A 16,277-nucleotide genomic window follows, 5' to 3' on the forward strand; every position below is an offset into this window, starting at 1 on the left:
CTAAATAATTTTTCTTTGAACCGTCTTTACTGGTGTTTTTTCCTTAATAAAACTCATGCAAGTTACAAATATACCCGAAGTAATGAGCATATAGACAAGTCCTGTTAGCCCATTTTGATGAAGGAATGAAAAAGCAATCGGAAGAATCGAGAGTAATAGTAGTGAAGCTAAAAACGTATAAAGCCCAACACTATTAAAGGAAACTTTCCATTCCCACTTTCCAACATTGTCAATCAAGCTCGCAACAATAATCGTGATGATGTTAAAAATCATTCCAATCCAAACCGGATGAATATTTAGATAAAATTCATTCACCGACCAATCACTTAGGTGGTACCAGAGTAAACCTGAAAATGATCCGGTAAACAGAGAAATAAGGGCTGCCTTTCTTGTTACAACCGGCCAAAACAGGGCAGCGACAACTGGTGCGAAGGTTGCTGAATTTCGTGTCACCCAAGCTAAAACATTCCACCATGCAGATTGTTCGGAACGTAATAGGGTAAATCCGACCATAAGGATGGTTAAAAATACAAGTGACCATTTCGTATATTTGATGAGCTGTGCCTCAGTAGCCTTCTGATTCAAAGCACTTCCGACATCACGCCCTAGACTTGTGGCACCAGAGAATTGGCAAGGAGCACCCCAGCTTAATGCAGCCGCCCAAAATCCTAAGAAAAACAACCCGACGAGCGGTGCTGGCAAAGTATCCATTAGGTAAAGTGGAACCGCAACAAGACCTCTTGTTTCATTTGGGACCACCTGAGCCGCCGCAAGCCCAAATACTACAGCTCCAATAATTAGAGGAATCCCAAGTAAAGCTGCATAAAGTAATCCATTTCGACCTTGCCTTGGTGTTTTACAGGATAACGCCATTTGAAAAGCAGCCTGAGCGAGTATGACATTAAATAAAAAGGTTCCAAACCAAGCAAGTATCGTTTGAATGCCAGCATTTCCTGGCGAGGCCAGTTGTGGCTTTTCTTCAAATAATGTTTTCAATCCATCAATTCCAGGGTTCAGGAAAAATGCATAGGTCCCTATTGCTAACATAATGAAAAAGACAATGACATTACTTAACTGGGTGATACCAATTGACCACATTCCACCAAATTGCAAATAGATTAAGAGGAGCAATGCGGTTAATGCAACCGACCAAATTAGAGAGATTCCAGTGAAAACGGATAGAGCCGAAGCAAAGGCAAGGGCAGTGGCGACGGACCACATCGGAAATGTAAATGCTGTAATCGCACCTGCAACTCCTCGTACTTTCTCACCGTACCGATCTCCTAATAATCCGGAAATCGTGACCAACGCTTTTTTACGAAAAGGAGCAATCAGAACTAGCGCGATTATTAAAACATGGATGGTTTCCGCTACTCCATACCAGATGGCTGATATACCAGTTAGATAGCTAAGCTCCAATATCGCGATATAGGAGGAACCAGAAAACAAACCAGTAATACAAACGGTAACCAATAATGTATTAAACCCTCGACCCCCAACAAAAAAACCGTTCCCATCAACAGCCCTACGCTTTACAATTTGACTAACAAAGATAAGATAAAACGTATAAATCAATGCAAAACCAATAAACCAATATCCAACACTTGTCATTTTAATGCCTCCTATTTAATGCGAATTTGATAATATAACTAAACCAATAAATTTAGTCGGTTTAACCCAAATCAATTTTCCATTAAAGGAGGTGGAGGTATTAAAACAAAAACCTCTCCCAAAAGGAAGAGGTTTTTTACTCTCTTCCTCATCTATCAGACTTTTGTCTGTTGGAATTAGCACCTTGTTATTCTCATAAAAATAACAGGTTGCCGCAGGATCGCAGGACCAATTTCCTCCCCTGACTCTTGATAAGGATTATTCCGTATTATATTAAATATTAATTTACAGCCTGAGTTTCGAAAAGTCAATATTTTTTTAATTTTATAAAATAAATTTCTTAATAGAAATATTTATTTTCCAAAGAAAACATAGAAGAAAACATAGGGACGGTTCTCCTGTTCTCCTAAAAAATAGGGAAACGACGGAACCGTCCCCTTGTTTCACATATCTGTTAGATGGTATTGATTTCTTCTTAATCATTCGATAAATTACAAATCCAATTACAGAGATAACGAATAAAGTATAGAAATAAGCCATTTAACCACCCCTTAAATTACTTAACGTAAATTCATTAATTTATCCCTCACTTTTCCCACGTCAAGTTTTACTATCTTTCTTAAACAAACCTGCACCGTTTTGTTTAAGAATGACTATTTTATGAATTTAAAGTTTCTATAAGAAGATAAATACCTGCAAAACTTAAAAGGATATATGTAAATATTCTAAAAATCAGTTGATTAAGCCATTTGAAAATAATTTGACCTAAAAACAAACCAAAAAATACGATTGGAATTGCATAAAGACTTGATTCCCATATTAATTTATTAGTACCGGTAAAGATTATTTGAGTTATTAGACTGATAAAATATATAAACAAATAAAAAGCTAAAGTAGTTGCTCTTAGCTTCCCTTTTTCAGTATCAGTTCCTGTAAAATAAAGTAATAACGGAGGTCCTGGCATACCAATACTTGTTGTTAAGAGACCCGATAACCCACCAACTACGAAATCTCTAATAGGAGTTGGCTTTACCCTAAAGTTAAATATTAATAGCAGTGTTAATACTATGAGTAATACACTAACTACCATTTTAAAAGCGTTAATGTTAATGGAAATAAAGATAAATATTCCAAAAGGAACCCCCACTATACTTCCGATAATAAACCTCTTTATAACGGTAAAATCAATGTCTGCCCTTATTTTCCATATTAATGAAACTGAAATTAATAAAGATAAAATTATGTTTATTTGTATGGCTTCATGCGGAAAAAATAACATTAGTAAGAAAGGTGTCGCCATTATAGAAAATCCGAAACCTGTACTTGTTTGTAGAACGGAAGCCACTAATATAATACATAAAAACGATAATGCAGTACCCAATTTTACCTCCCTATATTAAATGCAATTAGTTATTATATTATCCCTTCTAATTAAACAATCCTACCCCTATCGTTGAACAAGAAAGGGGCTTACCCTCGTTGGAGGTAAAGCTACCCGTTTGTTTAATAATCAGGTATTTGATCCTTCTTTTTTGAATGAAAGAACGATGGCTAAAATAAATAAAATTACAGAAATCAAAATAGTTGTTCCCGAAGCAATAGGGGTTAAAAATCCTAAAATCAACAGAATAATTCCCCCTACAATTAAGCCGACAACCATTAAAATCCTCTCCTTCCTCCTATTGGGAATTATCAACATCTACTTTAATTTTACATCAGTTACCCTTTTTTGTGGAAGAAGATGGAATAGTTTTTTGAAGTAAAGGAGCGTTCCTTGAATAAGAATAAAGGTCATATTTGAAACGACATAAACTTTGCCAAAGGGCAACCCCTAAAAAGAAAAGGATTACTACTAAGATAAAACAAGAGAATTGACTGGGGGGCAGGCCCCGAAATTTAGGCTCACTTCTAAATCACAGGAAAAAAATAGGGAAACAGCGGAACCGTCCCCTTGTTTTACGAAACCCCATTCACTTTACCCCTGTAAAACTTTACCTTGGCGGGGGTCAGGCCCCAAAAAAATGTTAGCACAAAACCAAGAAGATCTCGAATATCGGTTTTTAATATTCAAAGGAACACACTTAATTAAAAGTCAAAGCTACTCAAACTTGAACAATATAACCTGGAACCCTACTGAACCTGGTTCATACAAAATTAAAGTACAAATAAAACACAGGTTATCAAGCAACCAATTCGATGACGCACACGAAATCCCATACATCGTATTCCGGTCAATACCACTTGATGCTGTTCTACCATCATCAGTGAGAATCAAAAAAACGGGTACAATCATGATAAAGAAAATACTATAGGACCAAAATGTCAGCAAAAAAAGTGGGTCATGGGACCTATCCCTCCGACCCTCTATTTTTAAATTTTCCCTATACTTTGTTTGTATTTTCCATAGATAATTTGTCTTCTGTACTTTGGTGCAAACACTATGTGATACTTACATTTCCATGTTGTATGTGCTAAACTGTTCTTGTCCTGCTTTTGGACATGCCTCCTTCGTATATTGGATGTAGTGGTCGGGAAACCAACTATAACTTATCACGAAGTGAGGCTTTTTTTGATACCTCGCTATAAGCTCTCTGGAACCCCCGGCATAGCCAGGGGTTTTCAAAAGATACAATAAGGGAGTAAATCATCCCCATTGAATGATTTACTCCCTTAAAATTGAAAAGATATTTTAATCTAAGTACATAGTGTCCTAATAGATTAGCTTTATTTCTGTAAAGAAAATTCTTTTTCAAATAAACTTTCAATTTTCTTATATTCATAACCAAGGTCCTTTGCCACTGCTTCGTAAGTGATTTCATAGTTTGCAGTGTTGACACCTACTTTTAGAGCCTGGTTTTCCCAGATTGCTCCTTTAAACCCTTTGTTGGCAATCTGTAAAGCGTAAGGAACAGATACGTTTGTTAAAGCGATTGTCGATGTTCTAGGAACTGCACCTGGCATATTTGAAACAGCATAATGGATAACACCGTGTTTTTCAAATATTGGATTATCATGTGTAGTAACACGATCAATTGTTTCTACAATACCCCCTTGGTCGATAGCTACGTCAACTATTACTGAGCCTTTTTTCATTGTTTTAACCATGTTTTCTGTAACGAGCTTAGGGGCTCTAGAACCTGGAATTAATACTGCACCAATTAATAGGTCTGCTTCTTTAACCGATTCTGCAATATTAAATGGATTTGAAATTAACGTTTTGATTTGATTTCCAAAGATATCATCTAATTCTCTCAAGCGTTCAGCACTTAAATCTAAAATGGTAACGTCTGCACCGAGACCAACAGCCATTTTCGCAGCATTCGTTCCGACACCACCACCACCGATTATGGTAACTTTTCCACCGCTAACTCCTGGTACACCGGCTAGTAATATTCCTCGGCCACCGTTTGACTTTTGAAGGAACTGAGCTCCGATTTGTACAGACATACGGCCAGCAACCTCACTCATTGGTGTAAGTAGTGGAAATGTATGATTGACTGAGATAGTTTCACAAGCTATAGCATTAACCCCTTTATCTTTAAGGGCTTGAGTTAGGAGTGGCTCAGCAGCTAAGTGTAAATAGGAAAATAAGATTAATCCCTCACGGAAATAGCTGTATTCACTCTCCAGTGGTTCTTTTACTTTCATAATCATTTGTGCATTATTCCATACTTCCTGTGCTTTTATAACAATTTCTGCACCAGCATGAAGATAATCTTCATCAGTAAATCCACTTCCGACACCAGCATCCTTTTCAACTAAAACACGATGCCCAGCATTTATAAATTGCATAACTCCTGCTGGTGTTATTGCCACACGATTTTCATTATTTTTATTCTCTTTTGGCACTCCAATAATCATTCGTTTCTCCTCCTAATGTTTTTATTAAACAGTAGAATCGTTATTTATTTCTGCATTTGATATGTTATTTTCAGCAATTTCACAACCAACTTTAATACCCTATTTCATATTGAATTCTCTTGTCTCGTTTTCCAACTCGTTAAGCTGTCATTCATCAGACTTAATAGTAACAACATTATTCAATTAAATGAAAAACTTGTCTTTTCAGCTTGGTTACCTAAATGTAACGTAGCTTGTAACATATTATTCTCAGCGATTACTTTACCAAATCGAATCGAATAAAGGACTGGCGATTGTCTTCTAAGAGCATCATAATCTCCTGTTGCTTGTAAAATGATTAAATTAGCAGGATTCCCGACTTCTATTCCATATTTATCTTCAATTTGAAGAGTTATAGCGCTATTATAGGTAATTAAATCCAAGGATCTCCTCATTTGTTCATATCCTGTTAAGTGACAGACATGTACACCCATTAATAGAACTTGTAACATATTTCCTGTACCAAGAGGATAAATAGGATCAAGTAAATCGTCATGACCGAAACATACATTTATACCAACTGCTAATAATTCTTTTACTCTTGTTATTCCTCTACGGATTGGATAACTATCATAACGACCCTGCAGATTAATATTTACTAGCGGGTTTGCTATAAAATTAATCCTTGACTTCTCTGCTAAATCTAACAACTTAAACGCATATGCATTATTATACGATCCGAAGGCAGTTGTATGGCTTGCAGTCACTAAATGGCCTATTCCCATATGATATGCTTCTGAAGCGACTACCTCTAATGCCCTTGAATGGTCATCATCGGTTTCATCACAATGGATATCAATCATACAATTATATTTTTGACTAAGTTCAAAAATCTTTTTAACAGATTTCACACTGTCTTCCCTTGTAAATTCAAAGTGAGGTGCCCCACCTACTATATCTGCTCCTTCTTTAAGAGCCTCCTCTAAACGTGAAAGCATCACGGAATCTGTATATATCCCTTGCTGTGGAAACGCAACAATTTGTAATTCAAGGAAATTAGCAAACTCTTCTTTAATCTCTAGCATGGCTTGCAACCCTACTAACTGTTGATCGGAAATATTGGTATGTGTACGAACGTACTGAACACCATTAGCTATGAGCCATTTTAAGGCTGTGCGTGTTCGTTCCTTAATTTCATGTTTTGATAACTTTTCTCTTCTTTTTTTACAAATATCAAGTCCCTCTGAAAGTGTGCCACTAATATTCCAACTTGGATCTCCAGCTGTTAAAGCGTAATCCAAATGAGTATGAGGTTCAATAAATGGAGGAATAACCAGGTTTCCTTTAGCATCAACTACCTCAACCCCATTTTGTGGTAAAAACTCCTTTGTAATCTCCGTAATCTCCCCGTTCTCGATTACAATATTCCATAAACCCTCTTTTTCCCTTAATAGTGCATCTTTAATAATCATTGGTTCACCTCCACTTTTAAAATCGAGCTAATTTAACACATAGAAGAGGTCCGCTAAAAGTGACCCCTTTATTTCAATACCCACTAAACGTTAATACATTTTTTCTTTGGATAGGTTTTACGGCTATGTTTTAGATTGCACTTAACCTGATGAATAGCCATCATTAACGCAGCAGCATTTGGCTCTACCACTGGAACATTTAGTTCACTTTCTAGCCTTTCTTTCACACCTACGCCCATTTCAGTGCAACCCATAATTAGTACGTGAGCACCGTCGTCAGTAATAGCCCTTTGGCCAACTTCAACAAATTTTTCTATTACTTTTTCTTTATTATCAGTCATTTCTGCAATCGTAAGGTTGATGGCCCTTACCGAAGCAGCACTAGAATAATCGCATCCCGAAGTTCTGATTACCTTATCTATTAACGGAATAATATCATCCAAAATCGTAATCATGGAAAATTTCATTCCTAATGAAGCAGCATTTAGAATAGAAGCCTGCCCCGTACCAATAACCGGGATATCAACTGCCTCTCTACAAGAATCTATAGCTGGGTCGCTCATACAAAGTAGAAGAACTGCTGAGTATCCTTCTTGTTCAGCCTCGATAACCTCAGATAAAATACTGGGGCTAGAAATACATTGATCATAATAAGATTCTAAATAATCTGCACCACTTTTAATCGATTTAACTTCCACTTTAAAATCAGGACTAACCAAGCTATTTAAATATTCTTCACGCTCAACTCGCAGATGTTCCGGAAATATAACATCTGCCCCTAAAGCTAAGATTCTTTTAGGAACCATAAGAGAACACCATCCTTATTAATTTACTTGTACATGACTCTCCGACTCAGTAACTGGGGGAATAACTGACTCCTCAGTAACTAATACTGGAAACATTTTTCCAAATGCTTTTGCCGCAATATAATACAATACAACAGCTAACCCAGTAGAGACAAAAAAGCTATAATCTATAAAGAAGAAGAAGCCGATAGCAGTAGCTACTACATATACAATCAATGCCGCAGGATTATAACCTTTAAAATATTTGTACTTTCCTTTGGAATTAAACAAATCATCGAGACTTAACTGTCTTTTCCTAAAAACATAATAGTCCATCCCGATGATAGCCAGTGCCGGACCGGCAGTTGTACTAAATAGTGAAACAACCAAGTCAAGTTTATCCATATGATTCCAGGGCTGAATAATACATGCAAGAAATGCAACTAAGATGGTTGCCACTTTAAAATTAAGCCTTTTCGGAAATAGACTACAAGCCACATAAGCAGAAGGTAATAAATTAGCAGCAGTATTGGTAGACATTTGCGCTACTACAATAAACAGTTGAATAAGTACCGCAAGAATAATAGATTGTTTCTGGATTAACTCGGATATAACGACAAGTACATCTAATCGTCCAGAGAGGACGACTGTAATATTCCCGAGTATTGTAAAAAACACCAAAAATGGAACAATGCCTATTACACTGACAGTAAAGTATCGTTTATTGGTTCTCACCCAGGTGTTGCTAGTGCTTTCAACTCTGCAATTTTTAGTGATATCGTTTATACCCATCACCACGCTGAAAAAAAGACCAACAACAACTGCAAAGCCAAAGATCCAGGGTTTGCTAGTTTCCATTGTCTTTCCCATGCTAAACGTATCACTAAGTGAAACGTTATATGCAGACAAAACGATGTACATCATGTAGACTCCGACTGCTACTAATAAAGGTGCAATGAATGTACTGAACCTTTCAATTCCCTTGACGCCTTTTATCGTTACTGCAATCAATGCTATAACATTTATTAAAAGACTTAGGTAAATATTATCAAACCCGAAAATTATCTTAAAAATCTCATTAATAGCTTGGGCACCGATATATCCGTTAAGTGCAAAGAATATCAAACTAGGTAGCGTTCGGATTACACTCACGATTTTCCCACCTTGATAGCCAAAGGAAGCAACAATAGAAGCCGCAAAACTAATCCCGTACTTTAAACCAATATCCTGGGCTATAAGGCAGGAAATTGCCAATATGATAGAACCAATTATATAAATCAAAATCAGTTCACCTATGGTAAAATAATTTGTCATTTGGGCTAATGCAGCAAAAACCGTGATTTGAACAGCCATACCAAACCAAATAATCCCCAATCCTCTGGCTGTTACATCCCTATTTTTTATATCTATTGGAGCTAGAGCTGGACTTAAGAGGTCATGTTCAGAAGAACCTTTAAATTCGGTCATAGACACACATCCTTTATTCATAATTTTATTTCATCAAAGTGTCGGGCAATTTTTTTCTTCCAATTACTTTGATTCTTCTATTAGATTAATTAAGTTTTTTGCCAGCTTATTAGACTTTTTATTACGTTCACTGAAACTCTGTTCTTATCATTTGAACATAATTCTTTATTAGATTCTCGATGATAATTTTCCCGCCTTCAGCATTGCCATGAGTAGGATCAGCAAGTGCACCAGATTTTGTAACGATTCCATCTGGTTGAGGGAACACTTCGTAGCGAGGTAAATTATCTGCCTGTTCCGATACGATTTTTTCTCTTTGTACTAGATTTGGATAAAAATATGACATCATTGCCGTTTCGATGAGTGCGGCGTGTTCAAGATCGTAGCCTGGAAATCCATTCGGAAATAACTCTTCAACTACTTCTTCGTCTAGCATATCCGTAAAGCAACATTTAACCACTTTTATGTCACTCCGCCCAGTCTCCTTTAATGCTAGATCAATTGCTTCGGCCAAAAACATTTTATTTTCATAATGACCATCCATTACTGCAATTCTCGTAGCCCCATGTCTAACAAGTTCCAAAAGAATATCCTTAACTAATAATATTAGAGTCTGAGCACTTAGACTGGTGGTACCTGGGAAGATTTGACCCCCGCCACTGTGTGGTTGAGACTTATATCCATAAGGAATAGCTGGTGCAACTATTCCATTTACTTCACGAGCAACCAGTTTTGAAAGCTCATGTATTTGGTAGAAGTCCACTCCTAAAGGTAAATGATAGCCGTGTTGTTCTGTAGCCCCTACCGGCAAAAATATAACAGAATCCTTTACTCTCTTTTCATACTCCACCCAGGTCATTTCAGACATTAATACCGTCATTGATATTCCCCCTAATGTATTTTATATATGAATAGGCCGCTTGAAGACTAGTCTGATACCCTTATATTCAAAGCAGCCCATAGTTTTTTATATTTTTTCCTTTTAAATTTATTAAACCTTATTTTACTAATGATTGGCTTTGGCCAATTAACTGCCCTTTTCTTTCCCTTTCCTTCGTGATAAACATTATAAAGTCCATAATTAACCTTGCAGCTGTTATACAGGTTACACCTGTTGGATCATATGGTGGAGCAACTTCTACCAAATCAAAGCCGATAACATCCCCACGTTTGGCAATCCCCTCAAGAATTTCATTGACTTCGTCATAGAATAGTCCCCCAGGTGAAGGTGTGCCAGTTCCATGGGAAACGGAGGGATCTAAACCATCTATATCAATGGTTACAAAAAAGCGTTCACCTTTAGGAAGCTGGTTAATTACTTCTTTTATGCCTATCTCTCTCATTACTCTAGGTGACATAATAGCGTTTCCGTAATTTCTAGCATCTTCAAAATCTTGTTTACGACTGCTTCCAACCCCTCTTATTCCTAAGGAAGTGATACCTTTTACATGGCTCATTTCAGACATCCTACGAATTGGACTTCCTTGCCCTAACCTTTGACCTGACCGGTGGTCTGCCCAGTCCAAGTGGGCATCGATATGAACAACATGAAATGGGCCAAGCGTCTCTAGCCCACGGGCAAATGGAATAGTAATAGAATGGTCACCACCCAAAACCACTGGCATAGCCCCTTTGGAAATTATTTTTCTAACAGTTGTTTCAATATTTTCAAAGCACTGTTCCAAATCTCCGTGGACCATATCTACATCTCCACAGTCAGCAATACGTGTTGGCGGAGCGAGATACATTTCATCCCTTTCTGAATCATATGAACCTTTTAATCCAAAACTATAGAGAGTAGAAGCCTCCCTAATCCCCCTTGGCCCCATTTTAGTTCCGGACCGCCATTGAGTTCCCATATCATACGGAGCACCTAAAATTGCAACATCTGCCTCTAACTGTTCTAAATCTTCACAGATCGGATATTTCCCGAAGGAGCAAATCCCCACAAAAGGTAAATTTAGTATTTCTCTTTCATCTTTATTAACCATTTAACATTCCTCCTTTTTGTATTCGCTTTTTATAAATGCAATATCCGTGCCAATATAAAAGAAAAAATTTAATGCAATTTTACATTTTGTTTTAAATCGTTGTATAATTTAAAAAATACTGTCAATTCCAATTGTAATGGTGATAAAAATGAAAGAAGAATTAATTATTCCATTACCCATCTTTAACAAGGAAGTAAAAATTCGAAATATAACGGAGCAAATATACGAAAAGTTTGATTATGCCGATTATCTAATTCTTGTAGACCAAAATGATAAGTTCTTTGGTTGTGTTAAAATGACCTACTTACTAAAGGTAATAAACTTGGGAGCACAGTTAGGATGGACTTTAGAATCAATAATGGAGGAAAACTTTATCACTGTAAGATTGAATGAAAATAGTTTTGCAAATTCAATAAAGGAAAATATCCCAATCATTGTAGTAGACAGTAAGAATAAGCCATTGGGCTTGTTTAATAAATTGGTATACTTACATGAACAACTAGGAAAAAAAACACCAGATATGTTTAAAACAAGTGATACATTTATTCAAAATGCCGATTTCGGTTATCTTCTTGTAACCTCAGAGGGAATAATTCTACATCACAATAAACTCTGTCAATCTATGATTGGAAGTAATATCCTTGGAAAGCATATTAACAACTGCTATCCTGGAAATTATTTAGAAGACTTCAAAAAAAAAAAGGTAAAGAAATTGTTTAAAGACAGAACCCTAGAATGGACCTTTTATTCTATAGAGTCAGATGGGAAAGTAAAAAACATCGCAATTTGTATCTTTGATATAACAAAAGCAGAACAGTATAGAATTAACTTACTAGAGATGGAAAGTAAAATAAAGGAGTTATATGATGTAATAGATCATTCTTATGATGAAATATTTGTAACTAATAAAGAAGGTGTCTGTACCCTTGTGAATAAAGCTTGTGAACGATTTTATGGATTATCCAAAGAACAACTAATTGGAAAAACAGCGCAACAGCTTGAAAGCGAAGGAATAGTATCATCAAGCATAAGTCATAAGGTAATTAAAGAAAAAAGAAGAATTACCAGCATACAATCAACCAGTACAGGTAGAAAAATTATTGTCACTGGGAATCCTATTTTTAATAATCAAAATCAAGTTAAGAATGTTATTATAAACGCTCGTGGATTAACAGAACTAAGTAATATAATGAACAGACTCGAAGATTCTTCACCAAGTTTTAATAAATCAGATCTAGATCACCTAACTAAAATTAAATTAATGACGGAAGGAATAACGATAGATTCTCCCGCTATGCATGATGTCATTAATACAGCACAAAGAGTTTCCCAAGTAAATTCCAATGTCCTAATCTTAGGGGAATCTGGTGTAGGTAAAGGAGTCATTGCCAAACTCATTCACGAACTAAGCCCGCGTAACAAAGCGAAGATTATTAAAATAAACTGTGGTTCCATCCCTGAAACTCTTATTGAATCAGAGTTATTTGGGTATGAGAAAGGAGCATTTACTGGAGCAGTTAAGGAGGGTAAAGAAGGGTTATTTGAGCTGGCACATGAAGGAACAATTTTTTTGGACGAAATTGGTGAAATTCCACTTCACGTACAAACAAAACTTTTACAAGCCATTCAAGAAAAGGAGATCATGCGTGTAGGTGGAAAAAAGACAATACATGTTGATTGTCGTATCATAGCAGCAACCAATCGCAATTTAATCGAAATGGTAAAGGAAGGATTGTTTAGGGAGGATTTATATTATCGTTTAAATGTTATTCCTATCCATGTTCCTCCACTAAGAAACCGTAAGGAAGAAATCCCTTCATTGGTGCAAAATTTTATCCATAAATTTAATCAGCAGTTCCATCTGGAAAAATCGCTTAGTAGAGAAGCTATGACAAAATTAACGGATTGCCATTGGCCAGGTAATATAAGAGAACTTGAAAACACAATTGAACGAATTATGGTAACTTCACAAAACAACATTATTTCAGCATCTGATTTCGAACTTCACCCAACTCCAACTGGGGTAACTTCAAATGAAAATATTGACATCTTGATTGAAGATATTCCTCCATTAAAAGAGGCTATAGAAAAACTTGAAAGTCAATTGATTAAAAAAGCATTGGCAGACTATAAAACTACGTATGAAGCAGCAAAAGTTCTTCAGGTAAATCAATCTACAATCGTAAGGAAAATGCAAAAATACAATATTTAAATATAATGTTTTTTCGCATTTTTTAATGGCATAATGCATCAAGTAATGGCGTTAGAAACAGGGAGATATACAAGTTTAGGAATGTCAATATAAAAAAGCCTAATTTCTCAAAATTTTTCAGAAATTAGGCTTTAAAATTGCTACATTAAGCTGAATGTTAGAACTAGCATTTTCCATACAAATCTACAAGAATCATGTAATCCCTGAAATTGGACACATTACTTCAATTCAAGCGTTTATTAGTTTCGAAAAAGTACCCTTTATGGATTTATGAATTTGAAAGTGGTTTAGTTTAGTGGTGGGACAAGGGACCTGTCCCTGTGACCCAACTATTGTCTCCCCTCAGTCAACGGAATAGATTCGTATTTTTCAGGATCAATATCGTAAACAGTCCCATTAGCTACGCCATTGATAATTCCGTATAGACCTCTTTCCACTGCTTTGACTAATTCACCCTTTTTCTTTTGGCCCATGCTGTGTGTTTGCCCTCTTACTTCAAACAATACGGATCCACTTCCATTTAACGCAAATGTTCCTAACGCTGTTCCAGGTAAGTCAAGGCCTTGTGGATATAGGGTAATGTTTGAATTGCCTTTTTCTTGTAATGCATCAAATACCGCAACATTCAGTTGGCGTGCAAAGTCATAGTCATATGTATCCGCATATTCCGCATATTTTTGACCTTCCGGTGTTGATGGATGCGGAACGAATTGGCCGCTGATTGAGAACGTGACTAGATCATCTGTTCCATCGACCTCATAGTATGGCGCTTGATGGTGTAAATCTACAAATACATCCACCTTGCCAAACTCAGCTTGAAGGTCCTTATATACGTCACGAACGACCTGGGATTCAGGTGTAATGAACCATCCTGGTTGAGATGAATTCCCTGGGAAGTCCTCAGGCTGCGGGACATAATCAAGGTTTGGATTAAAGTCCCGGTTTACATCAAAACCTGGCTGTGAAGCATAATCAAATGTGCGATTCTGATATGTATAGTAGTTCCATGTTGGTGATGCGTCTGCTAATTGTGGGAAGTCCTCTACTACCTCTTCCCATGTTAAATCATTTCCACGACGATTTAACTCAGACGAGTCTGGGTTCATTTTCGGTAACGCTACAAACGTAACCTCCTCACGAATCTTTTGAGCCTCCGGAGAATTTGAACCTAAAAATTGTAAAATATTGAGTAGTGCCTCCGTTCCAGTCGGTTCATTTCCGTGAATTTCACTTTCCATTAAAATTACCTTGTCTCCATGGCCAGCAGTCGCCTTGTAGATTTCTCTACCACGGTTTGAGTAGCCCGCTACCTCAACCTGAACCTTTCCTTGGCTGCTCTTTGCAATTTGCTGCAGTCTTTTCCCTAGCTGCTCATGATTCGTGAATCCCTCTACAGATAAAACTTGTTGCTCAGGTGTACCAGGCGATGTTTCCGGTTGTTGTGCAAACACCGGCGTTACCAAACTTGCCGACAATGCAATAACCCCTAACGTCGAAATAACCTTTTTCTTCTTCACTACCACCACTCCACTCTACTATTTTTTCTATGAATACAAGTAGATTGTATGAGTTTAGTAGATTTAGCTTTGTCGCTTTTCGCTGTCGAAAAAGTACTAGTTTTGGCTATCTCTATCAAAATCCTTCGAAAACCGAAGTATTTATTAAAAATGAATAGATGGTCCTATCTCTTGAAAATGAGGAAATACCTAGTTTTTCAGGTAGATTTGTAACTTTTGGATTATGGGGTTTTAGATGTTGCTTGCGGTCTAAACTTCGACAAACTTCGAGGTCACTGTGACCTAAGGGTGTTTCTTTTCTACAATGTTCACAAGCCAAATGTTAGCAGCAAATACAACCAAATAAACCATAAAGGATAAAGACAATTTCCACCCCGTATAGGTAAAAACATGAAACTTCACCGAAAACCATTCTAAAGCAATCGCAGCCCCTGCCCAAAAAATAAGATAAAATATAAGCTTTATATTTTTTGGTTTGTATCGTTGATAGATGTTTACTACAAAATAAGGAAGTGTAGGGTACGTGATAAAGTGTAGGATTACATCAAATAGCTCATGCGTTTTATGGTCAATTGTAAAATAAAACTGATTTGGTTTTACACCAATTGTAATATCAGCTAACAAAGCCACAAATACATTAAATGTCCAAATAACATGGATGGTTACAACCGACAAGCGTCTAGGTATTAGAAACAAAAGGGACAGAGATAGCACTGTGGAAATGATTATAAATACTTCATTTGCATCAAATTTCTCAGGAAGAGGTAGGATCATGTGTATTCACCTTTTTATCTCTATAAATTAGTCTTTTAAAATAAAATGAGTAGAGAGCCAATAGTAAGATAATGAAAAAGTATCTTATATATCCATAAAAAACATTCCAATGTACCCATTCCAAATAGTTAATATGAACAAAATAGATTTCAATCGAAACAAGTACTGTTAGGAAAATAAAAAGATAGATCAGTTTACTATAAATCGTTCTCTTAGAGAACAGAATATAAATGAACCATAAAAGTAATGTTGGCTTGAGTGACAGTTCGGGAATTTTCTGCGTCCAAAAAATTAATTGACTTGAGGGGTCTTGCTTTGTCAATTCTAAATTTAAATTAATGATGACACCTGTATTCGTAATAAGAATATTAGATAAAAAATAGCAACCCAGAACATAAGCTACATTCTTCTTCTTCATCAAAATGTATAAAGAAGCAAAAGATATAATTGCTAAAAATAGAAACAGCCCCACCGTTTTCATAGTAGTCACCATCTTAATTTCATATACGGTTATTTTTCACATAAAATGTGGAAAATACACGGTGTATATTTCACTTAACATGGCAAACTAATATATTCTTTACTATCGGAGCTCCAGATGAAAGCTG

General features: G+C 36.3%; 13 protein-coding genes, 1 pseudogene and 1 riboswitch. Of the genes and pseudogenes, 2 read left to right on the forward strand and 12 right to left on the reverse strand.

Translation table 11 applies throughout. The features are described 5' to 3' along the window. From ACFSFW_RS15725 to ACFSFW_RS15735, 3 genes are all read right to left on the reverse strand, one after another. Complete coding sequence (locus ACFSFW_RS15725) at window positions 1–1,611, reverse strand: sodium:solute symporter family protein (RefSeq protein ID WP_388039646.1); 1,611 nt, start codon at window positions 1,609–1,611, stop codon at window positions 1–3. 145 nt (window positions 1,612–1,756) lie between these two features. Next, window positions 1,757–1,869, reverse strand: a riboswitch (SAM riboswitch). A gap of 400 nt (window positions 1,870–2,269) precedes the next feature. Next, window positions 2,270–2,992 (reverse strand): sulfite exporter TauE/SafE family protein, encoded by a 723-nt coding sequence (locus ACFSFW_RS15730; protein WP_388039648.1) that lies wholly within the window; start codon window positions 2,990–2,992, stop codon window positions 2,270–2,272. Window positions 2,993–3,121: 129 nt separating this feature from the next. Then, window positions 3,122–3,271, reverse strand: a complete 150-nt coding sequence (locus ACFSFW_RS15735; protein ID WP_388039650.1) for a hypothetical protein — start codon at window positions 3,269–3,271, stop codon at window positions 3,122–3,124. Window positions 3,272–3,632: 361 nt separating this feature from the next. Between ACFSFW_RS15735 and ACFSFW_RS15740 the strand changes: the two genes are divergently transcribed. Next, on the forward strand, window positions 3,633–3,923 hold the full coding sequence (locus tag ACFSFW_RS15740; RefSeq protein ID WP_388039652.1) for a triple tyrosine motif-containing protein: 291 nt from the start codon (window positions 3,633–3,635) through the stop codon (window positions 3,921–3,923). A gap of 61 nt (window positions 3,924–3,984) precedes the next feature. On the opposite strand, the pseudogene ACFSFW_RS15745 reads toward ACFSFW_RS15740, so the two are convergent. The 7 genes and pseudogenes from ACFSFW_RS15745 to speB form a co-directional block, all read right to left on the reverse strand. Then, a pseudogene (locus tag ACFSFW_RS15745) lies at window positions 3,985–4,125 on the reverse strand (transposase); the annotation flags it as partial. Window positions 4,126–4,335: 210 nt separating this feature from the next. Continuing rightward, the gene (gene ald / locus ACFSFW_RS15750) at window positions 4,336–5,472 is read right to left on the reverse strand and encodes an alanine dehydrogenase (RefSeq protein ID WP_388039654.1); all 1,137 of its coding nucleotides are present in this window, start codon (window positions 5,470–5,472) and stop codon (window positions 4,336–4,338) included. A 179-nt stretch (window positions 5,473–5,651) separates the two neighbouring features. Then, a complete protein-coding gene (gene codA / locus ACFSFW_RS15755) occupies window positions 5,652–6,923 on the reverse strand; it encodes a cytosine deaminase (RefSeq protein WP_388039656.1) in 1,272 nt (423 codons plus the stop codon). An 83-nt stretch (window positions 6,924–7,006) separates the two neighbouring features. Next, the gene (locus tag ACFSFW_RS15760) at window positions 7,007–7,729 is read right to left on the reverse strand and encodes an aspartate/glutamate racemase family protein (RefSeq protein ID WP_388039658.1); all 723 of its coding nucleotides are present in this window, start codon (window positions 7,727–7,729) and stop codon (window positions 7,007–7,009) included. Between the two features lie 18 nt (window positions 7,730–7,747). Continuing rightward, a complete protein-coding gene (locus ACFSFW_RS15765; protein ID WP_388039660.1) occupies window positions 7,748–9,175 on the reverse strand; it encodes a cytosine permease in 1,428 nt (475 codons plus the stop codon). Between the two features lie 127 nt (window positions 9,176–9,302). Continuing rightward, window positions 9,303–10,055: a creatininase gene (locus tag ACFSFW_RS15770; protein WP_388039662.1), complete on the reverse strand. Its 753-nt coding sequence runs from the start codon at window positions 10,053–10,055 to the stop codon at window positions 9,303–9,305. 118 nt (window positions 10,056–10,173) lie between these two features. Next, window positions 10,174–11,166, reverse strand: coding sequence for an agmatinase (gene speB / locus ACFSFW_RS15775; RefSeq protein ID WP_388039664.1), 993 nt, complete (start codon window positions 11,164–11,166; stop codon window positions 10,174–10,176). Window positions 11,167–11,314: 148 nt separating this feature from the next. Here speB and ACFSFW_RS15780 point away from each other — a divergent pair, with 148 nt between their 5' ends. Continuing rightward, entirely contained in the window at window positions 11,315–13,378 is a 2,064-nt protein-coding gene (locus tag ACFSFW_RS15780) for a sigma-54 interaction domain-containing protein (protein ID WP_388039666.1), read from the forward strand. Window positions 13,379–13,707: 329 nt separating this feature from the next. Here ACFSFW_RS15780 and ACFSFW_RS15785 read toward each other — a convergent pair whose 3' ends face one another. Both ACFSFW_RS15785 and ACFSFW_RS15790 read right to left on the reverse strand, forming a co-directional pair. Further along, window positions 13,708–14,895: a M14 family zinc carboxypeptidase gene (locus ACFSFW_RS15785; protein ID WP_388039668.1), complete on the reverse strand. Its 1,188-nt coding sequence runs from the start codon at window positions 14,893–14,895 to the stop codon at window positions 13,708–13,710. 282 nt (window positions 14,896–15,177) lie between these two features. Beyond that, complete coding sequence (locus tag ACFSFW_RS15790; RefSeq protein ID WP_388039670.1) at window positions 15,178–15,669, reverse strand: hypothetical protein; 492 nt, start codon at window positions 15,667–15,669, stop codon at window positions 15,178–15,180. Window positions 15,670–16,277 lie beyond the last annotated feature (608 nt).

It is taken from the genome of Ferdinandcohnia salidurans (assembly GCF_042680725.1).
Taxonomy (GTDB): Bacteria; Bacillota; Bacilli; order Bacillales; family Bacillaceae_L; genus Ferdinandcohnia; species Ferdinandcohnia salidurans.